Source organism: Microcystis sp. CS-574, from assembly GCF_028329095.1.
In the GTDB taxonomy this organism is placed as follows: domain Bacteria; phylum Cyanobacteriota; class Cyanobacteriia; order Cyanobacteriales; family Microcystaceae; genus Microcystis; species Microcystis ichthyoblabe_A.
This window is the reverse complement of record NZ_JAQMSY010000117.1, coordinates 1-26,368: the sequence shown is the minus strand read 5'-3', so window position 1 is coordinate 26,368 and position 26,368 is coordinate 1. Positions and strand designations below refer to the sequence as shown.

Here is a 26,368-nt window from a genome sequence, read left to right as displayed (position 1 = left end):
CTTTCAAGACTCGGTTAACAATTTGTAATATTCCTTGTTGACACCCTTACTGACAAAGAAAAAACTGAAATCAAGTCAGGATAAGGGTTGGAGTGCTTACTGCAAAAATTGTTAAGAAAGATCCCTATAAGGGATAGCCTTGATAAGGGGGGTGTAGATCCCCCCTTTCCCCCTTGATAAGGGGGGTGATAGCTTCAATTTCCTGGCGACTTTTCTGGGGGAAATCGCTTTAAGAGTTCCTGCTTGGAACAATGTAGGAGTAAAGGAGTAAATTCTTCTGGGGACAGTTGTAAAATCCGGCTGATAATAGCTTGAATTTCTGGGTCTAACTCACCGAAACGGACTCGGAGCAGGTTTTCCACCACCAGACGTTCTCCTTCTTGCAGACCCCGTTCTAGACCCCGTTCTAGACCCCGTTCTAGACCCCGTTCTAAACCCCGTTCTAGACCCCGTTCTTCTCCTTCGGCCAGTGCCTCTTGATAGACTCTCGTTTGTTTTAAATCACTTAGTCCAAACATAGCTTCAATTTCCTCGCGACTTTTCTGGGGGAATTTGTAAATGATGATACTTTCGATTAGGTCAATTAACTGCCGTTGACTGGACTGGTCGGTGATTTCTTCTCTGGTCCGCTCGATTAGGGTTTGAGCAGTCCTCACCGCTGCCGTTTCCGACTCTACTACTAATTTAATCACACCGATTCCTAAAGAGGGATGGGACCGGTGGGGCAATTCATCGAGATAAATGCGTCTAACGCTTGCTAAATTGAGGATTTCGCCAAAATGTAGGGATTGTTCCCGTTCCACCCCACGATGGGGATAAATGACGACAATTTGCCAGGGGTGAGGTGGTCGATATTGTTTTAAAAATAGGAACAATTCCGCAAAAAGTCGATAGTAGAGGGTGTCGTCCGGTTGGAACTGCACTTCCACTAGGTAGAGGGGTTGCTGACTATCTTCTCTGAGTGGTATAAATAAACCATCGAGACGGAAAGAGAGTTGTTTCACCTCTTGGGAGGTAAATTGATAGTTTGCTGAGACCGGTTGCGGTTGTCCGATTAAGTCAAAGAAACTGTCCGGAAAACGCAGGAAGATTTGGTAAAAGAGACTATCAGTTTTCACGAGAAATCTCGCTTCTAGGGTTTATTGGCAATTGCCGAATTGCTTGGCTAAACGGTTAATACTCTAGTATTAATAGGCATTGTATAATTTTTTCTCCTTGCTGTCACCAACAAAAATCTAGGGCTCTTCTAGGTTCTGTGTGATAAGTTTAACTTACTATATGATCGATCAATCTTTGTGCCCTTTGTGTCTTTGTGGTTCCCTCCACTCCCTCGCCAGCAGGACTGTATCTCAGAATACATTTTACCCACCAAATCCAAAAGAGCCAATCTAGGGGACATGGCTCTTTTCCTGTATAATCAAGTCTTAATTTTATGACTTGTCATTATATTTGAGGAAAATCTATGAGTTGGACAGAAGGATATGTATCGGAAGTTAACTACACTAGCGGCTTTTACGGCGAGTTAAGTCCCCTAAAATTAGGTTTAGCCACTTTGATTAAATCCATTCACCCCCCCGATTCCAGCCAAGAATTTACCTATTGTGAATTGGCCTGTGGTCAGGGTTTTACCACGAATATTTTAGCGGCTACCTATCCCCATGCCCAATTTTATGCCAATGATTTCAATCCTAGCCATATCGCCACAGCTAGAGATTTAGCGGCCAAGGCGGGAATGAAGAATATTCTTTTCTTTGATGATAGTTTTGAGGAATTTTTAGAGAGAGATTTACCTCAATTTGACTTCATCAGTCTGCACGGAACTTATAGCTGGATTAGTGCCAAAAATCGTCAAGAAATAGTTGATTTTATGCGCCGCAATCTCAAGGTGGGGGGATTAGTTTATATCTCCTATAATGTCCTGCCGGGTTGGTCAGCAGCGATGCCGATGCGAGCTTTAATGTTACGTCATGGTCAACACAGTTCCGAACCAATTTTAACCCGCATTGAACAGGCACTTAATTTTACGGGAGAATTATTAGAGGCTAATGCTAGTTATTTTACCCAAAATCCAATTTTAAAAAATCGTTACGAGCGCCTAAAGGAACAAAATCGTTATTATTTAGCTCACGAGTATTTCAATCAGGAATGGAATTCTTTTTACTTCGATGAAGTGGCGAAAGAATTAGAGGATGCTAAACTTAAATATGTGGGTTCCGCCCATATTAATGACCATATTGATATGGTCAATCTCTCACCAGTTGCCCAAGAGAAATTAGCCAAAATCAGCGACCCAATCTATCGGGAAGTGGTGCGAGATTTCTTTGTTAATAGTCAATTCCGTCGTGATATTTTTAGTCGAGGCTCCTTAAGTTTAACCAACCAAGAACAGCTTAAACAACTACAAGAAACCCGGTTTGCTCTGCTTGTTAATCCCGCAATTATCAAGTTCGAGCAGCAGTTTCCCGTGGGAGAAGTTAAGTTACAGGAGACAGTTTATCAGCCAATTTGTGAAGTTTTGGCAGAATCTCCCCAAACTTTACTGCAACTCCAAAATCACCCCAAAACCTCAAATATTAACTTAAATGGTCTTTACCAAGCTCTCGTGATTTTAACTGGTATTGGCTATATTCATCCTGCTGTGGATGAGCAAACTTGCCAACAACGGAAACCATCTACTGATGCTTTTAATAATGCAGTGAAAGCGAAAGCAGTCTATAGTGAGGAATTAAGCTTTTTAGCTTCTCCTTTGATTGGGACTGGAGTAGTGGTCAATCGTTTAGAACAATTATTCCTCTTGGCTAAATCCTCTAACCAAGATGCAGTACAATTTGTCTGGCAAATTTTGGCAAGTCAAGGCAAAAAAGTGGTTAAAGATGGGAAACCTTTGGAAACAGAGGAGGAAAATATTGCTCATCTGAAAACAGTGTACGAGCAGTTTAGTAAAGAACGTTTACTAACATTGCAAAAACTAGGTATTTAGTAAATAAACTAAGATGTAAGTAGCTGGTTATAATTAAATTAAAAATGGATTTTAGGTTCGATCCCCCCTTAATCCCCCCTTGATAAGGGGGGCGCTGATCCCCCCTTAATCCCCCCTTGATAAGGGGGGCGCTGATCCCCCCTTAATCCCCCCTTGATAAGGGGGCTCTCTTGGGTTTGGTGGGTAAAATGTATTATAGGAGACATTCCTGCTGGCAATCAACTGGAACGAACCACAAAGACACAAAGGACACAAAGATTGATCGCTTCTAGATAATCTAAACTTATCACACAAAGAATAAGAGAGCCATAAGGGGGGTATCTGACAATTTTTAACGCCTACCTACTTATTTAGGGCTTGCTGAATAATGGTAAAACCCTTTTAAAATAAGGCTTTTGACCTGTTAAAATCCGATGTTAGTACAAGAATATAGGATTAGGATCCTCAAAAACCTTGCATTATCCTTCTTTTAGTACATAAACTGGTACAAAAAAAGAGGGCAACAAAGCCTGAAACGACCGGCTACTGACTCATTACACAAAATAAGCATCTTGTCAAGGGGTCTGCAAAAATTATTTACCAACTGGCGAAAGAAAGGCCTGGCGGTGCTAAAGCGATGATTGCGGCGGTAGTCGTCAAAAATCGGAATATGGAGTCAACTATTAGCTATTTTGTCTCCTATTCACCGATAATAGCAAGTCTGACAATTTATCTGATCCTCACCCGGCCACGGCTGAACCCTTGTAGAAATTGGACAAGGGGCAAAGTTTAATAGGGAATCACTGAATAGGCCGCCAGCTTGTTAGAGTATTGGGAGTAATTTTGAGCGAGCGATGATACTACAGCCTTTCCTTTCTTCCGCTTGGAGTCCTAATCTTACCCTGTTAGCCTCGGCAGCTACGGCCGAAACTGCCGATAGTGCCTTAGTTTTAGCCTGCGTGCTGCTGAGTTTGACCGTTATTTATTTCGCCTGTAAACTGGGGGGGGAAATATGCGTCCGATTCAACTTGCCTCCCGTGTTAGGAGAATTAGTCGGTGGCGTGATTATCGGAGTTTCTGCCCTAAAATTACTGGTTTTTCCAGAAGGAGGAGCGGGATTCGAGGATTCTCTCCTCATTCATTTCCTAGAATCCACCTCATCCCTCACCCCGGAGCAATCTCCCGCCGTTTTTAGTGCTGCCAGTGAGGTGATTTCCGTCCTCTCGGAATTGGGGGTAATTATCCTGCTGTTCGAGATCGGTTTAGAGTCGGACTTGCAGGAATTAATTCGCGTCGGTCCCCAGGCAGCTGCTGTGGCAGTGGTGGGGGTTGCGGTTCCCTTTTTGGTGGGTACTTTGGGTTTAATCTATATTTTCCATCTGGCCACCATTCCCGCTATTTTTGCCGGGGCAGCTCTAACCGCTACCAGTATCGGCATTACCGCCAAGGTTTTAGCAGAAATAGGGCAGTTATCGGCGAAAGAAGGTCAAATTATTATCGGGGCAGCGGTTCTCGATGATATTCTCGGTATTATCGTCCTCGCTGTCGTTGCTTCTTTGGTGAAGACCGGAGAAGTGCAAATTAGCAAGGTAATTTATCTAGTTATTAGTTCTAGCGCTTTTGTGATCGGGACGATCCTGATCGGTCGTTTTTTAAGCCCCTTTTACGTTCAATTAGTTAATAGAATGAAAACTAGGGGACAATTGCTCTTAGTTTCCCTGATTTTCGCCTTTATTCTTGCCTATATTGCCCAAGTTATCCAACTAGAAGCGATTCTCGGTTCCTTTGCTGCCGGCCTAGTCCTAGGGGAAACGGAAAAGAGATCGGAATTGGCAGAACAAGTGTTCCCGATCGCCGATTTATTTGTACCGATATTTTTCGTCTGTGTGGGGGCAAAAACCGATTTAAGTGTGCTTAATCCCACTATTCCCAGCAATCGAGAAGGATTAGTCTTAGCGGCTTTCCTAATTGTCGTCGCGATTTTGGGTAAAGTGGTGACGGGGTTAGCCGTTTTCAGTAAGGAAAAACTCAATCGCTTGGCGATCGGAGTTGGCATGATTCCCCGGGGTGAAGTGGGTTTAGTCTTTGCTGGAGTCGGGGCTGCTAGTGGTGCCTTATCCCCCGCTACCGACGCGGCGATTATTATGATGGTGATCTTGACTACCTTTATCGCTCCGCCCCTGTTAAGGTTAGTATTTAAAGAACCCACCGCCAGCCCTCAATCAGTGATCAGTGAGCAGTGAGCAGTTACCAGTGTTAGTGTTAAGTGAGCAGTATTAAGTGGCACTAATAGCGCCGTCTTTTCATTGATAACGAGGTCCGAATCCAAATCCTAATTTGTTAAGCTAAAAGCTTTGATGTACTTAGTTTCTAACCTTATTTTTAGGTAGGAGAATTGCCGGATTCTTTTTTGGAGCCTCTTGCCTCTTACCTTCAGAAGCTGATAACTGATGACTGATGACTGATAACTGATCAGAAACATAGCAGACCATGCCAACGTCCCATAAGCTTGTTTTTATTGATAGTTATTCTCAGAGCATTAACGGAGCTATGGATGGCAAAAAATCAACAAAATAGTCCATTTTTACCGAAAAAAGGTAATTGATAACTGAGCAACGGGAGCATCGATCGTGAGATTTCATTGGTTATTCCTAAGCGCATTAACTTGGTTGCTGGTGGCGGCCCCTGCTTGGGCTGGCAAGCTCGTCTTTTGGCGATTCGACACCAATGAGAATCGTCTGGTGTTCACTACCGACAATCGAGTGCAACCGCGAGCGCAAATGATCACTAACCCCACCAGGATCGTGATCGATCTGCCCGGGATCAAGTTAGGGCAACCCAATATTAACCGGCCCATTGGCAATATCGTCAGAAGTATCCGTATCGGTCAATTTGATGCGGAAACTACCCGTTTAGTGATTGAATTAGCCCCCGGCTACACTGTCGATCCTCAACAGGTAAAAATTCGCGGAATTTCGCCCACCCAATGGACAGTGGAATTGCCAGATCCCCAACCGATTAGGGAGGAAACGCAACCACCCGTTACCCCTGACCCCACACCTCCCCCCGATCGCGGTTCCACCCGTCCCACTCCCCCACCTCCAGTTAGCCAGACGGACAACAACGATGATTTTCAAGTCACTCGCAATGGTCTTTTTGTCCGTTTAGAGCAGAATGGTGATGAGCGATCGATTCGCAGTCAACGCAGCCGGGACGGCAAAAAAATCGAATTTGAATTACCCGGGGCCACTTTACCCAGCAGTCTCACCGGTCAAACTATCCCCGTCAATCGCTATGGGGTCGGCGATATTCAATTCAGTCAGACTGCCAATCAACGGGCCAAGATTTCCCTAAGTGTTAATAGAGATAGTCCCGATTGGCAAGCTCTCTATAGTCGTTTTGGTGGCTTGGTTTTACTGCCTAGGGGCGGTCTGGGTGCCGTGGATAATATCTCCTCACCTCCCCCCACTAGAGCGACTAATCCCAATCCTCGTCCCAATAATCCCCCCCCGAAAACTGCCAATAATCCCCCTTCTAGCAATCGTTTGGCGACGATCTCCTCGATCGATCTGGCGGGTAATAACGATCGCCTGTTAATTCGTGGGGATTCACCCCTGAAAGCTAACGGCAGTGTTAACCGGGATGGGGTCTATGAACTACGCATCGAAAATGCTAAGTTAGCCGAGTCTTTTCGCGGTCCGCGCTTTGGTCGCTCTAGTCCCATCTATCAATTACGGGTACGTCAGGAAAGTGTCAATAAGGTGCTGATTTTGGTACAGACCGCGGCAGGATTTCAATTCGGTCGCCTCAATCAGTCGGAAGGTCAAACCCTAGTCCTAGAATTGCTTTCCTCCCGCAATTCTGGCCCCGTTTCTCAGGTTCCTGACTCCACCACTATACCTGTCCCTTTACCCCCAGATACGGGGCAATTTAACCCACCGCCGCGCCCCTCTGACCCCACTCCTAATCCCCCCCAACAACGCAATGGCCGCTTTCTGGTGGTGATCGATCCGGGCCACGGTGGTCAGGATCCGGGGGCGATCGGAATTGGTGGCCTTCAGGAAAAAAACGTAATTCTGCCCATTTCCCTAGAAGTTACCCGCATTCTGCAACAACAGGGCATCGATGTGCGTCTAACTAGGGATAGCGACTTTTTTGTCACCCTGCAAGGTCGCACGGACCTGGCTAACCAGATCGATGCCGATCTATTTGTCAGTATCCATGCTAACTCTATGGGGAAAGCACGACCGGATGTCAACGGCCTAGAGGTGTACTACTTCGGCGATCGCCGTTTGTCGGACACCATCCATCGCAATATTGTCCGCAGTGTCGATATGCGCGATCGAGGGGTGCGTCGGGCCCGTTTCTATGTGCTGAGAACCTCGAAAATGCCCTCTACCCTCGTGGAAGTGGGTTTCGTTACTGGCGCTGAGGATGCTGCTAAATTAGCCAATGCCAACTTTCAACGACAAATGGCGGCGGCGATCGCAGGAGGGATTATTGAATATATTCAACGAAATCTCCGTTAATGATTAAATCATTGGAGCATTAGTTTACCAATCAAAAAATCCGTGTTTTAATATCATCAAATAAAGCTACTTTAGATCAGCGTTTTCCTCGATATCTATGAGAGAATCACAATTTAGTCCGATTGGTGTGTTTGATAGTGGTGTGGGTGGACTGACAGTTTTAAGGGAGTTGTATCGACAACTGCCCCAAGAATCGATTCTCTATTTTGCTGATACCGCTAGACTTCCCTACGGAACCCGTTCTAAAGGGGAAATTATCGAATTTGTCCGGGAAATTCTCACTTGGATGGGCGAGCACCGGGTGAAAATGGTGATTATGGCCTGTAATACCAGTTCCGCCTTGGCTTTAGAAGAAGTACGGGCCGAATTTAAAGATTTACCAATTTTGGGGGTAATTTTACCCGGGGCCAAAACTGCCGTTAAACAAGGAAAGCGCATAGGGGTGATTTCTACCCCGGCTACGGCTAAAAGTAATGCCTATAAACAAGCAATTCAAGAAATCGATCCTACTGCCCAAGTTTGGCAAATTCCTTGTCCTGAGTTTGTCCCTTTGATCGAGGCTAACCGCATTTTTGACCCCTATACCACACAAGTGGCTAGGGAATATCTTCAGCCTTTACTGGCGGAAAATATTGATACTCTGGTCTATGGTTGTACCCATTATCGTCATCTTTCCCCAGTTTTACGTCGTCTTTTACCTAGTTCCGTGCGCTTGGTAGATCCCGCAGCTGCCGTTGTCCGAGCGGCGGAAAAAGAACTAGAATTATTAGGTCTCAAAAATCCCGAAACATCCCTACCTACTAACTTCGCAGTTAGCGGTGATCCTGACACTTTTGCTCGTTTATCTCGTCAATGGCTAGGTTTTTCTCCTACGGTAGAAAAGGTTTATTTACCCGTCCCCGTTTTATAACCGTTAGCCTTTTCAGTGAGCAGTTATCAGTGAGCAGTTATCAGCTGCCTTTTGCCTGTCCTGATATGTATCCTATACTCAACGGATTTAGTAAGTAGTCGTGCAAAATTAATTTCCTAGTGAAGATAGGCAAGAGGCAAGAGGCAAGAGGCAAGAGCGGGGTTAGATATGTGTAATTAATTTTGCTTAGGTACTTATCAAAGGGTTGGGTGAGGTGCAATCGTCTTATTCTGGGACGATGAGGAAGATTAACGTGAAGGGGCAGAAGGAGAATATGATGGAGGTGACGATAGTACCAGAAACAACTGACCAGTAACTAAGCATTGCGTTTAGCTGTAGCAGGTTCACAAGACATAAATATGAATTTTTGTAATAGCCAAGGCAGATTTGAAATTTCCCGATAAAAGATAGCGCTTTTCACATTACTGAGGTATCGACAAGTTTTGCCAACAAAGGGTTTAAGCTCCTTGCCCATACCTCATTCTGATGAAAACTGCTATAGTCGAGAAGATAAGTACCTAAGCAAAATTAATTACACATTTCGATCAAGCTTTTGCCTCTTGCCTGTCTTCACTAGGAAATTTATTTTGCATGACTACTTACTACAACCTACATTCCGCATTTCAATTTGTAGCATAAAAGAATTTGCGTCGAAACATCACTAGACTTAAGCTGAGGACAAATTCCCACTCTACAAGCTAAAAATAGCCTCCTTTTAGCCGATAACTGACGGCTACAAGCTTAAATTATTGTAAATCCTGATATTTGAATAACCCCATAAATTTTGATTTGCGTCCGTGTTCCTTAATTAAACTTTCCCGATAAGTTTGCCATTCTTCCCGTCTTCCCGACATATAAAAGGCATTACGAGCTTTTTTCAGCTATTTAATCGCTTCTTCGTAGCGATCAGCCCTTTTTTCGTCGAGTATCTTTTCCGCAGCAGGACGAGCGTGATCGATCACCCAGTCAGGATCGACGGTAGCAGCCGCATCCATTATCCGCCAAATTAGGTGAGACTGCACATAGGAATTATCAGAAACGACTTTAATTGCATCTCTAACTAAATTTTCGTGGAGAAATATATCGATTTTAGCCTCTGTGGAACGTCCACCGCTAAACTCGCGCAAGTAATCTAACAAGTCTAATTTTAAATCGGGCCAATCTTCCCCCGCTAAAGACTCAATTTTTTGGTAATGGGAAAAGGAAGGTTGGTCTTGAAATGCCTTAATTCTAGCAGCCAAAGCTGTATCTATATCCCCTAAAGATTGCGCTAGTTCACTTGTCCAGAGAGCTAATTGATAATAATAATTCCCTGGGAAATTTAGACCACCCCTGGCAATTATGAGAGCGGATTCTGGTGCGGATTCATCGCGTAAAGCTTTGGCAAAAAAGAAGGCTTCATCGTTTTTAGTTATCATATTTTTTGCCGATGCCATCGCTTCCTCAATGCGATCAAGATAGACTAACTTAGTTAGATATTCTACCACTTGTCCTGAAGCTAAAGCTAGATTCAAATACTCCTGATCTTTTTCCTGTTGCTCGAAAATTTCTAAGCGAATAGAAGTTAATGCTTGGGCATAATAGGGAATATTCCCTGACCACATTTCTGAAAAATTAGCCGATTCTCCTCGTAAAATCTTCTCTAAAACTGGATCGTCCCATCCCTGTTGTAAGGCTGCTAAACTCATCTCAAAATCGGCACTCCATTCATGCTGCCATTGCTCGATCTTTTCCCTTAAATCTTGCTTTTCTTGGGGATTAAATTCTTTACTTAAAATTGCTGCCGTTAGAACTCGATCGATTCCAGCACTTAAATCATCATTAACAGCACCGTAATCTTCTAAATCATCCCATTCCTCGATACAGGCGCTAATAATTGCTTCTAAAATAGCGATCGCGTTATCCGGTTCTCCCTTTTGATAATAATCTTTGGCCTCATCCACTAGGGCATAAATTTCATTAGAAATTGGATCTTCTTCGTAGTAATCTTCCTCGATCGCTCGTAGGGATTGCCGCAGTTCATTACGGACAGTATTACGATAAGCTTTGACATTAATAGTTATCTTCCCTACCGCTTTATTAAGTGGGGTAGCTGGCACTAAAAACTGATCAATTGTCTCGATAACTTCTGGGTGTTTAGCCACTAAATGATTAAGCAATTTTCTTAATTTACTTTCATCGATCGGTGTCAATAAATCCTCTAGAGAGGCTTTTTTAATAATTAATTCTGGTTGACGATAACAGGTTAATAAAACCGCCACAATATGCTTACACCAACCCTCGTAATCGTAGGGACAGGAACAGGAGACATTCTCAAGGTTTTCTTGGTTAAAATCCATAGCAACTCGATAGGGTTTAACCTCACTACCACTCACTAAAGCTTGTAGATTTTGCCCCCGTTGCCAAAGAGAAATAACTGCACCGCTATCGTAATAATATTGACCGCGCTGATAGGAAGCATTGGTGCTATTTTGCCGGATAATCTTTTCATTGATAGGAGGAATAGTCATAGTCAGAAAAGGAGAGGATTGGGTGATAGAATCTTGTCTGTGGCCAGAAAACTGCCAGTAGGGAGCCAGACCACTGCATCAGCAACCGAGTTAACTTATCTACAGTTTAGCCTAAATGTGCTATAGTGAAGACACTATGGAAATTAAAAATATTCCTCTGTCCCAAATTCGTCGTCCTTTACCGCGACAAACTGATCCCGAAAAAGTTAATCAGTTGATGCAATCGATCGCTGAGGAGGGATTACGAGAACCGATCGATGTTTTGGAGGTGGATGGTAACTACTACGGGTTTTCTGGTTGCCATCGCTTTGCAGCTCATCAGCGTCTCGGTAAAGAAACGATTCTCTGTCGAGTTCGTCGCGCTCCTAAATCCGTTTTAGCTAAACACATCGCTTAAGCTGAGAAGTCCCATGAATGAGTCCTTATATAAATATCATCGGCAAAAATTAGAGCAGTTAATGGCAGAAATTGGCTGTAAAAATCTGGAAGAATTGAGTCAGTTATCGGGTCTATCTTCTTGGCAATTGCAGAGAGTTTGCCATGGTTTAATCGCTAAATTATCCTCTGAATCTTTGGTGAAATTAGCTAAGGGGCTGCAGCTGCCAGTTAGCGATCTTCTTGCTCATTTTCAAATCCCGACGATGGGGCCAGAGGATCATTCAGGGGAATTAAAAATTCTCGAACAAGAGTATCAAAATTTACAGCAAAAATTAGACCAGCAAAAAGAAGAATTAGCCGCAGAATTTCAACGTCAAAGCATCGAAGCGATCGAATCTTGGTTAGTTCAGTGGCCCACGGCCGAGGCCGTTGCCCGCAAAAATCCCGACCTAGCAGCCGTCAAAATCCTCTCTTTAGTCAAACCGATTATGCAGTTACTGGAGCGCTGGGGAGTGCAACCAATTGACAGTGTCGGTGATCATGTTGGTTATGATCCGCAAATCCATCAATTGATCGATGGTCAAGCGGAAATAGGTACACCTGTTCTAGTGCGTTATCGGGGCTATCGTCATGGGGAAAAACTACTTTATCGTGCTAAAGTGAGTTTAATTAAAGTAGAAATGCCAGAAATTCAACCAGTAGAAACAGAAAATGTCACCGCTTAAAGTGATAATTCTTGCAGAGCTTTAGTGCTGTGAAAAATTCCCCCGTGGTCTGCTTTTATCGAAAAAATCTAGTCTAAAACCTCGCCTTAAGACGAAAAGTTTTTGGAGCGGGGCATAAATCCCCATTACAAAACTAATGGCGGCTTGATAACCGCCCCCTGAACGGTTAAAATGAGATTATGAGTGATTCGGAGAAAAAAATATGTCAACGCCCTATGATAACTGTTTTGAACACATTACTGATCCTGTCCAACGAAATTCTGTTCGCCAGCAATGGTTACAGATCGTTGACGGAGGTTTATCTGTTGCCGATGTTAGGATACTACTATTAGCGACGCTTAAGCGAAACCCAACTACACTAATGTCGTTAAGAATGTTGGGTTTCTAACTGGGATTGGTGCGTTACGCTAACGAAGAGCGCACCCTACAAGCTACACTCGAATTTTGTAGGTAATCCAATGATGATTAGACCTCTTGCAAAAGTCTTAAGTCGATCCTTGTACAGCAACATTTTTGAAGATTATCAACTACTAATAAATAATTAACTGAAAGTCCCTCCCATTATTGTTTCTATCGTTTGTTTTCGGATTTATGCAAGAGGTCTATTATGTTCATCAAAATTTCACAATTAATTGCAATTGGTTTACTGTTGTTAGTAGGCTGTTCCGCAGAACCTAGCAATAAAAATGAATCGGATTCTAAAAATACGGGTGTAGTCGAGTCTGATATATCTGGTTGTTGGGAAAGAAGCCAATTTACAAGTTATGCTAACGGTGGTTCTTCCTATTGGAAAGAAACGTACAAACTGGAACCAGGAGGTAGTTATAGTAGAGAGAGTGTCGTTAAGATCACTCCGGTTGTAATCAGACCTGTTGAACCACATTACTCCTCTGGTGAATGGATTATTGATGACGGATACGTTGTGATTCAATGGAAGGATGGAAGTAAAGTAACACTGAAGGTAATATCAAAATATGAATTAATTCAAGTAGGAGACTCTATTGCTTTCAGAAGATGTTAAGTAGCCAATCTAGTAGTGACTGTCTTGATTGTCAAGGGGTAATTCAAAAAAACTCAAGCAGTTTCCGTAAAACTCAAAATCTCAAGCTGGAAAAAAGCGCAGCAAAAGCTAAGCTGCTCAGGTTAAACCAAAGCAAGCGCAACCCTTTATTAGAGATAACAAAGATCGTGAATCTCTAGGAACAAGGTTGCAAATTGTCAGCAAGCTGCCAAGGCTGATTTTGGCGAACCATTGCATTAAGAATGACTAAGATTTTTCGCACACAAGCAGTCAGAGCCAGTTTTTTTGATTTACCGCGTCCAACTAAGCGATTGATTAAGGCTCCGGGTAAACCCGCTGCTTGTAATTGAATCACCAGTTCAGTTTCTAAACCTCCTGTCGCTTCCAGAACGATGAGGATGAGGTTGAGCGTGTAAGATTTTAGGGTCTCGATCAGTTTAGATATGTCCTCCTTTGTGTTAGCAACTTTCATCGCCTTACCGAGCGGACGGAGGTAAACATCTAGGGTCGCTTTACTAATGTCAATGCCTACCCATTGAGAGATATTTTCCATGATTAAACCTGAGAAATTGGCGGGATTAATGGTTCTTTTCGAGAGCATCCCCTTGATTTTACTCATCCTTGCTCGATACGGTCTGTTAGCTTAACAATTGATTGTTTTTGCGACGACCCCGGCGACTGTTCGAGTTTTGTCAGGGAGATTATTGACTCTTGCTACGAAGCGGTCTTTTCCGACCAAGGTTGGGACGGTCTACCACTTCTCTCAATATACAAGGTTGGGCTTCGGCCGTGAGATCAGCGTTCGACCGAGCGTTCGTGTTAGTGAGCGTGAGCCTGTCGAACTACTGAGCTCACGCCGAAGTCTCACGCCGAAGTCTCACACCGAGGTCCGAACGGTTGAAGCATGAAACCCAACTCGCGGTTTTAGGGTTTTACCGATTTCGTTGAGGAGAGTTTCAAGAGTGCCGTAGTAGGAGGTTTCTTTTACTGCTGCTTGGGAGGAGTGGATTTCGTGCAGGTTGCGAAAATAATTGACGAGGGGATTCATGAGTAATAAAGTAATAGGAAAAAATTAACTTCTTGGTTAGGATAGGCAAAAGGCAAAAGTATGTGTAATTAATTGTGTCTAGCTACTTAAAAAGTGTAGTCTAGATAGGGTTGGCCGAAAAAGTTTTTTGTGGGGACAGATTGTGGGGTGTCGGTCGTCGATACCAAATTAGGTTACACTTCATCTTAAGAAAGGCTGTCACCAGCGATGGTATATTTTGGCCATAGTATAGCTCGCTAGTTTAGATTTGTTCAATTGGAGAAATAAGATTAGATAAAATTTCGTTCCATTTTAATTTATGAATAGTTTGTAATTCCGAATCTATTTCAATCAGATGGGAATAGCTATTGACAAATTCTTCTGGAGATGATATCAGTCTCAGATAATATTTAATTGTCGGTATAATACCATTGGTAATTATTTGACAACCATGATTGTTTTTGATAGTTTGAATCTCAGACATGATTAACTCCACTTCTGTGGGTTTAACATCAAACGATGATAGGATATAATATCTTCTCGGATTAAATTTAATAATTTTATCTTTGGCAATTCGGAGAATTTGTAAATCAATGTACTTACCATGCTTAATTTCAATAACTTCTACTAATTGTTTATTTTTATCAAAAATCTCAATATCTCCTGCACTACCAGAAGTTAAATCAGAAGCTGTGTGACTGCCTAGAGGTTTTAATATGCAGGATTTGTATCTTTCTACTTCTATAATTAACCTTTGATAAATTGCATATAGTGCTAAAACAGGTAATTTGGAAGCTCCGCGAGTTTGATAATTGAAACTAAAATGATTTTCTAGGCAACTGCTCAAAGTGTTGATATCAAAAGGTTCAGGATTATCTATCTTCAAAATTTTTTAATCTTTTGGGTCTGGATAATCTGATTAACTTGATGAAGTAAAAGCCTTAAAATAACTTCAGCTTGTTGAGGATTAGTTTCAATAAAATTAATTAAACCCAGAAAAGCATCTTTGGTTTTTTGATTACTAATTTTACCTTGATAATCTAAAGTATAGGGAAAGGGTTGTTCTAAAGAACGAGTTAGCCAGCCACTTTCTGCCATAGCTGGTAATCCCAATTGTTTCAAGGTGGGAGTAATATACTGAGTATCAATAGTTCTTCCTGAAAATCCTCCAGGTAAATTAGTTTGATGGTATCTAATATCTTGATTAGGATAGAGAATTTTATGAACTAATAAAGTTATTAAAACCGTATAAACTCCCTTTTGTTTTGAGCAATTAGTAGCAATTTGTTGGATATAGTTCTGATAGGGTTGAGGGGGCAGTGGTTGCCGATCATCTAAATTTAAGGATTGGTCATAAATGTCTAATAACTTTTCTTTATGGTTCATAAAATCTAATCCGATAATTTCCAATTGAATATTCTGACGAGAAAAAGAAAACTCCTTTAAGGATACTCTAGAATTGTTTTCAAAAATATGTTTCTTAATGGCAATAGCCAACTCTTGAATCATGGGAATACAAACCGAATTACCCACCTGTTTATAAGACTCAGCTAAGTTAGGATGAATTTGAAAGCTATCGGGGAACTTCATCAGTCGATAGCATTCTTGGATAGTTAATTTACGCACCTGATCTTGTTCGGGTATATAAATAAAAAAACGTCCAGATGTTTCCTGAGATGGTATAGTAGGATGTACTCCATCGATCGAATAAATTCGGTTAGGTTGATGATGAACCCGGGATAAATGTTCTGTATTTGGTCTGATACCTTTTTTCCAGATAGTTTTATTGCGATAACCGACAAAAATTAATCCTGATGGTTGTAAGGTAGGATTATCAATGAGAGTATATTCTTTTTTATCTAAGTATTCAAAATTGCCTTGAGGAGACAGAAAATCGCGTAACTTAGGTATTGGTGAAGTATATTTTAATGAGTTGAAATTAAATTTTTTATTTTGGGTAGCAATAATAATAATTCTTTCTCGATTTTGCGGCACACCAAAATTCTTGGCATTTAAGAGCTTATAATCAACTAAATAACCCAGTTCTTCCAAAGAATGCAAAATAATATCTAAGTTTTTGCCTTTGTCGAGGTGAATTAGGTGTTTAACATTTTCCAGAAGAATTATTTTCGGCTTTTTTAATTCTACTATTTCGCAGATGTGAAAAAATAGAGTTCCCCTTGTATCTCTAAATCCGGCTCGTTTTCCAGAAATGCTAAAGGGTTGACAGGGAAATCCTGCTGTCAACACTTCAAAATCAGGCAGGTCATGAATAGCAATTTTTCTAATATCTTGATCGGGAATTTCTTGAAAATTATTGAAATATACTTTTCGACAGTTTTCGTCTATTTCACAAGAATATACACAGTCATAACCAACGCTCTCAAAAGCTAATCTAAACCCTCCAATACCAGCAAAAAGATCGATAAATCTGAGTTTTTCGTTTGTCATTGCCAAATTATGACATCAAAGAAATTAATCAATGGGTGCGTTAACAAAGAGTAACGCACCCCAAAGAAATTACACCGAAGTTAAGGTTTTCTCCGCGCTAATTTGCGCTTCGGGACTATCCGCTTCCGAGGGAGGGACCACTTGCCAGAATTGACCGAGATAGCTATCCCAATTAGCTAAAATTAACTTACCTTTGGGGCTATTAGTGCGTTCTACATGGGCCTCAATTAAAGATTTTAACTGTTCCGCACCGGCAGCCGTGCCAACCCGTTGAATCTTGACAATTTCGGGGTTAAGTTTCTCTGGTAGGGACGGATCAAGGATATAAGCTAATCCTCCCGTCATCCCGGCGCCGACGTTGCGACCGACGGAACCAAGCACGACAATTACCCCCCCGGTCATGTATTCACAGAGGTGATCTCCGGCCCCTTCGATAACCGCTTTTGCAGTGGAATTGCGGACAGCAAAACGTTCACCAGCGCGACCATTAGCGTATAATACCCCACCGGTGGCCCCGTAGAGACAGGTATTACCGATAATAGCGTTATCTTCGGGCTGATAATTGGCGTTTTGGGGCGGTACGATGACAATTTCGCCGCCGTAGATGCCTTTACCCACATAATCGTTAGCTTCTCCCTCTAAATGGAGATTGACACCGGGTAAATTAAAGGCTCCGAAACTTTGACCGGCCGCACCCTGGAAATTGAGCTTAATTTCGCCTTCAAAGCCGTCATTCCCGTATTTTTGGGCAATTACCCCCGCAATTCTCGCTCCGACAGAGCGATCGGTATTGACAATCCTGTAGGTTTTGCTGACGGTTCCCTGTTGCTCGATCGCCTGTTTAATCTCGCTATCGGCTAGAATATCGTCATCGAGGACAGCACCGTTACTATGTACTTCCTCGTGCTGCAACCAAGAGCGATCGCTACGGCCATCGGGTAAATTCAACAAACAATCGAGATTGAGGGATTCTGTCTTAGTTAAACGAGCATCGGAGCGCACTTTTAACAGATCTGCCCGGCCAATCACCTCATTTAAACTGTGATAGCCTAATTTCGCTAATAATTGCCGCGTTTCCTCGGCCACCAAAGTAAAGAAATTGACCACATGAGCGGGAATTCCTGGAAAACGAGCGCGGAGACGTTCCTGCTGGGTAGCGACTCCCACAGGGCAATTATTCGTGTGACAGACCCGGGCCATGATGCACCCCTCGGCAATCATGGAAATGGAACCAAAACCGAATTCCTCCGCACCCATCAGAGCAGCCATGAGGATATCCCAACCGGTTTTTAGTCCTCCATCTGCGCGCAAAATCACCCGATGACGCAGTTGATTTTCCATTAACATCCGATGCACTTCCGTTACTCCCAATTCCCAGGGACTACCCGCGTGTTTGATCGAACTTAGGGGTGATGCACCTGTACCACCATCGTGGCCGGAAATCTGGATAATATCAGCGTTAGCTTTGGCAACTCCGGCCGCAATTGTGCCGATACCGATCTCGGCCACTAATTTGACGGAAACTTTGGCCTGGGGGTTAATTTGGTGTAAATCGTAGATTAATTGCGCTAAATCTTCGATCGAGTAGATATCGTGGTGAGGAGGGGGAGAAATCAAAGTTACTCCCGGTTTCGATCTCCGTAACATGGCAATATAGGAACTGACTTTTTTCCCCGGTAATTGACCTCCTTCTCCCGGTTTTGCTCCCTGGGCCATTTTAATCTCTAGCTGTTTTCCACTCATTAAGTATTCGGGAGTGACTCCAAAACGACCCGAAGCTATCTGTTTAATGGCAGAATTAGCCGTATCACCGTTTTTTAAGCCGTTTAGGTGGGGCATAGTCACGGAATGTCCTTCTACATCCACATCGTTTAAGCTGGTGTAACGGATCGGATCTTCTCCCCCTTCTCCGGAATTGGACTTACCTCCGATGCGATTCATGGCGATCGCTAGGGTTTCGTGTGCTTCCCGGCCCAAGGCACCGAGGGACATTCCCCCTGTGCAGAAGCGTTGCAGGATACTTTCGATCGATTCTACTGCTTCGAGGGCAATTGAAGCTCGATCGCTGTTAAATTCTAATAAATCGCGTAAAGCGGTGACAGGTCTTTGCTGCAAGATTTGACGATAGGTTTCGTAATGGTCATATCCTTGACCTTGGGAGTGAGCGGCCACGGCTTTATGGAGTGCTTTCGCCATTTCCGGGGAATTCATGTGGTATTCTCCCCCTGGACGGTAGTTGACAAAACCGTAGTTTTCTAGTTTTTTGGCGGTAAGATTGGGGAAAGCTTTACTGTGGAATGCGATCGCTTCTTGGGACACCTCAGCAATGCTTAAACCCCCGACGCGACTGGTAGTACCGTTAAAAGCTAGTTTAACTAAATCTGCCGATAATCCGATCGCCTCGAAAATTTGCGCCCCATGGTAGGAAGATAGGAGAGAAATACCCATTTTCGAGAGAATTTTCAGTAATCCTGCTTCTACGGATTTGCGGTAATTAATTAGGGCTTTTTCGAGGCTAATAGCTTCTAATTTGCCATTTTCCATCAATTTCTGAGTTTTTGGCTCGATCCACCACTGGGCGATCGTTTCTAACGCAAGATAGGGACAGACTGCGGAAGCGCCATAACCAATTAGACAAGCGAAGTGATGGGTACTCCAACATTGGGCCGTGTCGATAACGATCGAAGCTTTTAAACGCAAGTGTGAGCGAATCAGGTGATGATGGACGGCCCCAACGGCCAATAAAGGGGGAATATAGCTAGTTTTTTCGTCAATAGGAGCAGTCCTGTCACTGAGAATTAAAATTTCTGCTCCCGATGCTACTTTCTTGGCGGCCTCAGCGCACAAATTAGCGATCGCTGTTTCTAATCCCCCCGGTCCGGTGGTCAGATCATAAAGGGTAGAAAGTTCGGCTGTTCTGTAGCTAGAGGTTTTAACTTTGACTAATTCCGCATTATTGAGCAGAGGAGAGTCTAATTTCAGTAAATGTGCGTCATCAACCCCTAATTTAAGGATATTACCCCGTCGTCCCAGATACATAGTCAAGGACATGACTAAACTTTCCCGTAAGGGATCGATGGGGGGGTTAGTAACTTGGGCAAAACGTTGTTTAAAGTAATCGTAGAGAAGATGGGGTTTACTGGAGAGGACTGCTAGGGGAGTGTCATCACCCATACAGAAAGTCGGTTCTTTTCCCTGTTCTGCCATGGGAACGATAATCATATCCACATCTTCGGCAGTATAACCAAAAGCGGTTTGCAGGGGAAGGAGATGACTAGGAGCGGGAATGTCTATCGCTGTTTCTTTGTCAATCAAGGTGCGTTGGGATTTCACCCATTCACCGTAGGGATTAGCTCGGGCAATTTCCTGTTTAATCGGCCAATTACGCTTAATTTCGCCTTTTTCTAGGTCAACTGCGATCATTTGACCGGGGCCGAGACGACCTTTTTCCATAATGGTGGTTTCATCGAGGGGAATAGTTCCCGCTTCCGAGGAAACGACGATATAACCGTTGTTAGTAATGCTATAACGGGCCGGTCGCAAACCGTTGCGGTCCAAACAAGCGCCGACGATTCCCCCGTCACTGAAGACCAGTAAAGCTGGACCGTCCCAGGGTTCCTGTAAACCGCTATAGTATTCGTAGAAGTCGATAATTTCGGGATAATTCTGTAAATCCGGCTGATTATTGTAGGCCTCCGGCACTAGGATCATAGCCGCTTCTAGGGGACTGCGACCAGTTCTCACCAATAATTCTAGGGCGCTATCGAGGTTATAGGAGTCGCTGTTAGCGGGGTTAACAATGGGGGTCAGGGATTGTAATTCTTCGTGGGTCCAACCTTGGGTTTCTAAAGCGGGTTCCCGGGCCGACATCCAGTTAATATTGCCCAAAAGGGTGTTAATTTCGCCGTTATGACCCAATAAGCGCATCGGTTGAGCGAGGGGCCATTTCGGTTGGGTATTGGTGCTAAAACGACGGTGATAAATGGCAAATTGACTGCTATAGGCGGGATTTTGCAGGTCTAGATAGAATTCTCGCAGGATTTCGCCCCGTACCATGCCTTTATAGACAATGGTGCGACAGGAAAAGGAACAGAAATAGAAATCATCGGCCAGTTGCTTACCGACTTCAGAACGGGCAATATAGAGTAGGCGATCGAATTGAGAACCAGCTAAATCGGGGGAAGTCACCAGAATTTGCTCGACGTAGGGTTGATTTTCCCTTGCTTGTCTTCCGAGGACTTGGGGACGGACGGGAACAGCACGCCAACCTAAAATCTTAATATTATATTTATTGACAATTTCTTCGATGTGTGCTTTAGCGTCGGCTCGTTCTTGGGCCGCTTGGGGAAGAAAGACCATACCCACCCCTAGTCGCTCAGATTCTGGCATATTTAAGCCATTTTCGGCGAACCAAGGAGCGAGGACATCTCTGGGGATAGCGGTCATCATACCGGAACCGTCCCCGGAATCCTGATCGGCGCTGCAGCCTCCCCGGTGTTCCAAACAGCCTAAGGCTAAAAGGGCCTGTTCAATCAGTTGATGGCTGCCGGAACCGCGCACATCGGCAATAAAACCGACTCCGCAAGCGTCCCGTTCCTCTACGAGCCATGGGGGACCCCAATAGGGATCGATTTGGTGTATATTGTCGGTTTTTAGGCTATTTTGTTGCACCATAGAAGTTATCCTTAGGGTCGTTGTCTAGAAGGGTGGGATAGTTGGTCTGCTGAAAGGGTCAATCTAGAATAGAATTTTTTTTGATCTTGCCGTTTCGATTGTCGCTGATTTTTCCTAATTTTTGCCTGTTGCCGTCTTTATCTTGGCCGGTCTGAGGAATCACAGGTGATCTACCATGATATAGTAGCTCTCAGGAATTGTCATTGAAAATCCCCTGGATGGGGTGAAACATCCTGTTAGGTGCTTATTTTGACAGAATATTGTCTGATTATAAATATTATTGGAGCAATGGGGTCAAATTCAGGACAAGACTTTAGCTAAAGAGGCAGGTAAATCGGCTAATTTTTCTACCACTGTCACCCCAGCTTCTTGAAAATGACGTAAGCTATCTTTTCTGGTATTCTTAGCGGCAACAGAGTAGGAAAGTTGGTTAGAAATAATTGTTTCTGTATCGCCGAAATTGGTTTCAATCGCTGCATTTAACCCGACAAGATAGGCAATCACTGGTTTTTCAATTGCCGAGGCAATATATTTGGCTGCCTCGATTTCGGCCTTTCCCCCCACCTGACTGACGAGGAGAATTGCCTCGGTATTGTCATCTTCCTCAAAAACCTGCAACCATTGGGACAAATTGGAGCCAATAATGCCGTCAGTCCCCAAATTTACCGCCATAGATTCACCATACCCGGCTGCTGTTAAAGTTTTCGCCACTTCATCCCCTATGCGATCGCCGCGGGTGATCAGACCGATTGTCCCCGATTCATAAAAATTCGGTTCACAAATACCCAACCAAAGATAATTGGGAATAATCACACCCTGGCTGCCGGGGCCGAGAATTAATGTTCCGGTGGTACTAGCTATCTTTAATAATTCCACCAGGTCCAAGGGGGGTACTCCGGGGGTGACGATAATTAATTGGGGAATTGCTGCTGCGATCGCTTCTAAGGCCGCATCTAGGACTTGATTGGGGGGGACTAAAATTAAACTGGTCTTGATTTCTCCGGCTTCAGCAACGGCCTCAGCCACTAGATCAAACACTGGTATCTCTGCGATTATCTCACCACCGTGGCCACTAGCCACCCCCGCTACTAAACAGGTTCCCTGAGCTTTCAATCGTGCCGCATAATATTTGCCTAGGGGTCGATCGATCCCTTGCATAATTATCTGATCTTTATCTGTCCATTTCATATATTAAGTGTTGGGAGTTGTTTCAGTAATCAGTAAACAATAATCAGTGATCAGTAAACAGTAATCAGTGAACAGTAATCCGCTTCTGAAGGCAAGAGTCAAAGGTTTTAGATTCGTCCCTTGTGAACTGAAAACTCACATCTGATAACTGATAACTGATAACTGATCACTGATTCTAGGCTAATTTAATGGCTGCAGTGACCACCTCTTCTAAAGACTCTAACCAATGAAAGTTAACATCAGCTAAACTCTGACTGAGATCGATCGCTTTGCTGTCAGCTAGGACGCGAAAAATTATTTGTGGTAGGGTGGGATTGAGAAAAGATCGGGGTTCCAAGGTTTGTCTTTCCTGTCGGGTGGCCCGGATCGTTCGTTCACCACTGCCCCGGCTGGGTGATAATGGGCTATAACTGCGGTAGTAATTGCTAATAGTCTCGATCGCTTTTTGGACAAAGTCGGGATAACTGACAATATCAACGATAACCACTTTTAAATTAGGCAATAGTTGGAATTGTTGCAGACAGGCCTCTATTTGCTCGTTTAATTGCTCTAATTCTAGTCTTTCCTCCAGTATAAGCCAGGCTGCTAGTTTTGCCCCTTTGCCTGCCAAGGCATCCCAGACAGTGGACATCAAACCCTGGCCATTACTGATCACGGCTATTTGGCCAGTTTGATCAATTATCGACCAAGGGGATTGTAATTGGGGAGGGGTCAAGGCCAGAAGATCGAGATGTCTAGCTAAAGCGGCATCATTAACACTTATTTTGCCATCTAGGGCCATCACTTCCCCAGCTTCGTTGATACCCAGGGGATTAATCTCGATAATATCGAGATCTTTGCTGACAAAGAGACTATACATTTTTTCGAGAATTTGACTGATAGACTCGATCAAAGACCCTCTTAAACCCATAGATACGGCTAATTGCCGACAGAGATAGGGGGAAAATCTCTCTTCAATGACCACTTTTTGCATGGTTTCCAGTAAACTGTCCACATCCATCCCCCCTTGACTCGCACCCAGTAAAACCGGTCTTTGCAGATGATAATCGAGTAAAATGGCTAAAAATATCTCCTGTTGCGGATTATACCTGGCTTCTGCTAGGATTACCTCTGGATATTCTCCGGCGATCGGTAAATGAAAGATAGCATGGGCAGCAGCGATCGCATCGATGGTATTAGCGACAAATTTCACCCCTCCTGCTTTTCCTCGTCCTCCCGCTCGTACCTGGGACTTCAGCACGATGGGGTAGGGAATGTTTAATCTTTTTAGTCCCCCCGGTTCGTGGATTGGTTGGGAAGGTAAAATGGGGATGCCGACTTGAGCAAATATTTCCTTGGCTTGGTATTCGAGTAAATCCATAATTGATTAGTTGATAAAGTGGCGATTCTCTCTTTGCTCGTTTCGGTAGCTGGGGGACCATGAAGATTATTTTAGCAACAGCATCCAGTTCACGGGTGATCAGGGAGAATATTTTTGGTTGATAGGGATGGGGGACTGGTCGTGACGGCAATCTTGAACGCAAAAATTAAAGTTAATTCGATCGGGTGATTTTTTTTGATAGGATTGAACCTATAATTCTCCCATAAATAGTTCTTGTTCCTCATTAACCGTGCCAAACTAAGAACTGCAGACAAATCAAGAGTTTTGGCGTTCCAATAGACCAAATAAACTAATAACTAGCAATTAGTAGAAAATATCGGCTATTTTTTGCTAAGATTCCCCTTTTTACCTCATTTTCTTGCTTGGAAACAAACTTTTTTCCGCTTTCGTCTCTATCTTTAACTCGCTCCCACTAGGAAACTCAAGGGTAAGATGCTAAATTTTCAAAAGCAGGGTCGTCATCATCCTCTGACCCTATTAACAATGCTTTTAAGTGCTTCTTTCGTTGTGGTCTCCCTTTCCTTGACTCCTGCGATCGCACGTCAATTCGCCCCGATTAACCAGATTAAACCGATTCCTTTGGGGAATGATCGATTAATTCCTGCTGGCACAGATATCCCTGTAAAATACGAGCAAGGGGAAAAAATTCTTTTAACCAAACAAGAAACTTTTTCTTTATCTCTGACCGTAACCGATAATATTAAAAACTCCCAAGGACAGACAATTATTCCCGATGGTAGTCAGATTATCGGAGAAATTAAACCCGATGGTCAAGGTTCCCGTTTTCTATCCCAAAAAATCTTTTTAAAAACCCGTCAACCCCAAGAAAAATCTATTGATGCTATTTCGGCAGTTTTCACCCGTCTAGAAAGACTAATTAAAGGAGTTAACCCCGATAAAATTATTCAGGGTGCAGTATTAGGAAAATCCGCCGCTTCTGTCCTCGCTTCCTTTACTTCTGACCAACCGGTTAGCGAGGGATTATTACGAGGAGGAGGATTAGAAGTATTAGCTGGTTGGTTATTACGAGGAGAATCGGTGGAATTATTGTCAATTAACCCCAAAGAAGATTTAAAATTAACCCTTCGTTCTGATTTTACCGGTCAGTAACCTTAAAAAAATCTGGTGTGTTAGTTATTAATCTAACACACCAGCTATCGAGACTAGGCGGCGTTTTGCCGATACCATTCAATGGTTTTTTGCAAACCTTCTTTAAATTCCATTTGAGCAACAAAACCGAATTTTTCCTGAGCGCGGGTTGTATCTAAACAGCGTCGCGGTTGACCATTCGGTTTATCTATTTCCCAAACAATTTCGCCATCAAAACCCATTAAATCACAGATTAATTCGACTAAATCTTTGATAGAAATCTCATAATTTGTACCAAGATTAACCGGGTCTGATTCATTATAGAATTGACTGGCCATGACAATGCCTCGCGCTGCATCGGTGGAGTAGAGAAACTCCCGGGTTGGACTACCATCTCCCCAGACAGGAAGTTGTTTATCCCCCCGTTGTTGTGCCTCATAAACCTTGCGAATTAAAGCAGGAATTACATGGGAACTACCCGGATCAAAATTATCCTCCGGCCCGTATAAATTCACCGGTAAAAGATAAATTCCGTTGAAACCATACTGCAAACGATAGGACTCTAATTGTACCAATAAAGCCTTTTTAGCGATACCATAAGGCGCATTGGTTTCTTCGGGATATCCTGACCATAAATCGTCTTCATGGAAAGGTACTGGAGTAAATTTTGGATAGGCACAAATTGTCCCCACACAGACAAATTTTTGCACTCCTGCTAGATAGGCAGCGTGAATTAATTGGGTTCCCATCATCAAATTATCATAGAATAATTCGGCGGGTTTTTCCCGATTAAGACCGATACCTCCCACATGGGCAGCCAAATGGATAATTAAATCTTCTTCGTTGGCTAAACGTTGACAGTTTTCCCAAACTCTTAAATCACAATCTTTAGACCGAGGAATTGTAATTTTTTCGGGATTTGCCCCCGCTGCAATTAATTGATTAACTACTTGCCGACCTAAAAATCCGGCCCCCCCGGTGACGACGATTCTTTGTTCGCTTAAATTCAGCATATTTTCACCTCTTTAATCCACAGTTGTCATCGAACGATTGCGAAGATAAGCCAAATCTTTTAATAACTGTTGGCTATCACCACCGTTATTAAGATTAATCCCCAAAGCCGCTAAATCCGCATCTACCATTAATTTTACCAGTCCCTCGAACGTCACCGACGGCTGCCAACCTAATTTCTCTCTGGCTTTTGTGGAATCTCCTATCAATAAATCCACTTCCGCTGGACGCAAATAACGTTGATCAAACTCCACATAATCCTGCCAATTTAAATTAACGTATTGGAAAGAAATATCGAGAAACTCCCGGATAGAATAGGTTTCATTGGTCGCCACTACATAATCATCCGGTTCTTGCTGTTGTAACATTAACCACATCGCCCGCACATAGTCCTTAGCATAACCCCAATCCCGTTTAGAATCGAGATTTCCTAGATAGAGTTTTTTCTGTTGTCCGGCAATAATTCGGGCCAAGGCGCGGGTAATTTTGCGCGTGACAAAAGTTTCTCCCCGACG

17 protein-coding genes and 2 pseudogenes are annotated in these 26,368 nt (G+C 43.4%); 8 read left to right on the top strand and 11 right to left on the bottom strand.

The genetic code is table 11. The annotated features are described in order from the left end of the window. Positions 1 to 194 precede the first annotated feature (194 nt). Positions 195 to 1,118: an Rpn family recombination-promoting nuclease/putative transposase gene (locus PN470_RS09585; RefSeq protein ID WP_271936006.1), complete on the bottom strand. Its 924-nt coding sequence runs from the start codon at positions 1,116 to 1,118 to the stop codon at positions 195 to 197. 344 nt (positions 1,119 to 1,462) lie between these two features. Between PN470_RS09585 and PN470_RS09580 the strand changes: the two genes are divergently transcribed. The 4 genes from PN470_RS09580 (at position 1,463) to murI (ending at position 8,398) form a co-directional block, all read left to right on the top strand. Further along, positions 1,463 to 2,980: a class I SAM-dependent methyltransferase gene (locus PN470_RS09580; protein ID WP_271936004.1), complete on the top strand. Its 1,518-nt coding sequence runs from the start codon at positions 1,463 to 1,465 to the stop codon at positions 2,978 to 2,980. Positions 2,981 to 3,813: 833 nt separating this feature from the next. Next, positions 3,814 to 5,202, top strand: a complete 1,389-nt coding sequence (locus tag PN470_RS09575; RefSeq protein ID WP_271936002.1) for a cation:proton antiporter — start codon at positions 3,814 to 3,816, stop codon at positions 5,200 to 5,202. 387 nt (positions 5,203 to 5,589) lie between these two features. Continuing rightward, the gene (locus PN470_RS09570; RefSeq protein WP_271936000.1) at positions 5,590 to 7,488 is read left to right on the top strand and encodes an N-acetylmuramoyl-L-alanine amidase; all 1,899 of its coding nucleotides are present in this window, start codon (positions 5,590 to 5,592) and stop codon (positions 7,486 to 7,488) included. 97 nt (positions 7,489 to 7,585) lie between these two features. Next, on the top strand, positions 7,586 to 8,398 hold the full coding sequence (gene murI / locus PN470_RS09565; protein WP_002734376.1) for a glutamate racemase: 813 nt from the start codon (positions 7,586 to 7,588) through the stop codon (positions 8,396 to 8,398). 746 nt (positions 8,399 to 9,144) lie between these two features. Here the strand turns inward: murI and PN470_RS09560 are convergent. After that, positions 9,145 to 10,908: pseudogene (locus PN470_RS09560) on the bottom strand (SWIM zinc finger family protein). 115 nt (positions 10,909 to 11,023) lie between these two features. Here PN470_RS09560 and PN470_RS09555 point away from each other — a divergent pair. From PN470_RS09555 to PN470_RS09545, 3 genes are all read left to right on the top strand, one after another. Then, entirely contained in the window at positions 11,024 to 11,305 is a 282-nt protein-coding gene (locus PN470_RS09555) for a ParB N-terminal domain-containing protein (protein WP_002765183.1), read from the top strand. 13 nt (positions 11,306 to 11,318) lie between these two features. Then, positions 11,319 to 12,011, top strand: a complete 693-nt coding sequence (locus tag PN470_RS09550; protein WP_272104409.1) for a helix-turn-helix domain-containing protein — start codon at positions 11,319 to 11,321, stop codon at positions 12,009 to 12,011. Positions 12,012 to 12,618: 607 nt separating this feature from the next. After that, on the top strand, positions 12,619 to 13,032 hold the full coding sequence (locus PN470_RS09545) for a hypothetical protein (RefSeq protein ID WP_042790349.1): 414 nt from the start codon (positions 12,619 to 12,621) through the stop codon (positions 13,030 to 13,032). 175 nt (positions 13,033 to 13,207) lie between these two features. Here PN470_RS09545 and PN470_RS09540 read toward each other — a convergent pair. From PN470_RS09540 to PN470_RS09510, 7 genes and pseudogenes are all read right to left on the bottom strand, one after another. Then, positions 13,208 to 13,339 (bottom strand): annotated as a pseudogene (locus PN470_RS09540) (IS110 family transposase); the annotation flags it as partial. 570 nt (positions 13,340 to 13,909) lie between these two features. After that, positions 13,910 to 14,080, bottom strand: coding sequence for a hypothetical protein (locus PN470_RS09535; RefSeq protein ID WP_002733405.1), 171 nt, complete (start codon positions 14,078 to 14,080; stop codon positions 13,910 to 13,912). 241 nt (positions 14,081 to 14,321) lie between these two features. Then, positions 14,322 to 14,945, bottom strand: a complete 624-nt coding sequence (locus PN470_RS09530) for a hypothetical protein (RefSeq protein WP_238142407.1) — start codon at positions 14,943 to 14,945, stop codon at positions 14,322 to 14,324. Beyond that, positions 14,942 to 16,510 carry a DNA cytosine methyltransferase gene (locus tag PN470_RS09525; RefSeq protein WP_272104407.1) on the bottom strand — a complete coding sequence of 523 codons (1,569 nt, stop codon included), beginning with the start codon at positions 16,508 to 16,510 and terminating at the stop codon, positions 14,942 to 14,944. Before PN470_RS09525 ends, PN470_RS09530 begins: the two co-directional genes overlap by 4 nt. 69 nt (positions 16,511 to 16,579) lie before the next feature. Next, positions 16,580 to 21,184, bottom strand: coding sequence for a glutamate synthase large subunit (gltB, locus tag PN470_RS09520; protein ID WP_272104405.1), 4,605 nt, complete (start codon positions 21,182 to 21,184; stop codon positions 16,580 to 16,582). Between the two features lie 300 nt (positions 21,185 to 21,484). After that, positions 21,485 to 22,372, bottom strand: a complete 888-nt coding sequence (locus PN470_RS09515; protein ID WP_272104403.1) for a succinate--CoA ligase subunit alpha — start codon at positions 22,370 to 22,372, stop codon at positions 21,485 to 21,487. A gap of 175 nt (positions 22,373 to 22,547) precedes the next feature. Beyond that, positions 22,548 to 23,732, bottom strand: a complete 1,185-nt coding sequence (locus tag PN470_RS09510; RefSeq protein WP_271935985.1) for an ATP-grasp domain-containing protein — start codon at positions 23,730 to 23,732, stop codon at positions 22,548 to 22,550. A gap of 453 nt (positions 23,733 to 24,185) precedes the next feature. Here PN470_RS09510 and PN470_RS09505 point away from each other — a divergent pair, with 453 nt between their 5' ends. Next, positions 24,186 to 24,863 carry a hypothetical protein gene (locus PN470_RS09505; RefSeq protein WP_271935982.1) on the top strand — a complete coding sequence of 226 codons (678 nt, stop codon included), beginning with the start codon at positions 24,186 to 24,188 and terminating at the stop codon, positions 24,861 to 24,863. A 53-nt stretch (positions 24,864 to 24,916) separates the two neighbouring features. Here PN470_RS09505 and PN470_RS09500 read toward each other — a convergent pair whose 3' ends face one another. Together PN470_RS09500 and PN470_RS09495 are read right to left on the bottom strand one after the other, a co-directional pair. Further along, a complete protein-coding gene (locus PN470_RS09500) occupies positions 24,917 to 25,855 on the bottom strand; it encodes a GDP-L-fucose synthase family protein (protein ID WP_130757147.1) in 939 nt (312 codons plus the stop codon). A 12-nt stretch (positions 25,856 to 25,867) separates the two neighbouring features. Beyond that, a partial coding sequence (locus tag PN470_RS09495; RefSeq protein WP_272104401.1) for a GDP-mannose 4,6-dehydratase occupies positions 25,868 to 26,368 on the bottom strand: 501 nt, incomplete at its 5' end.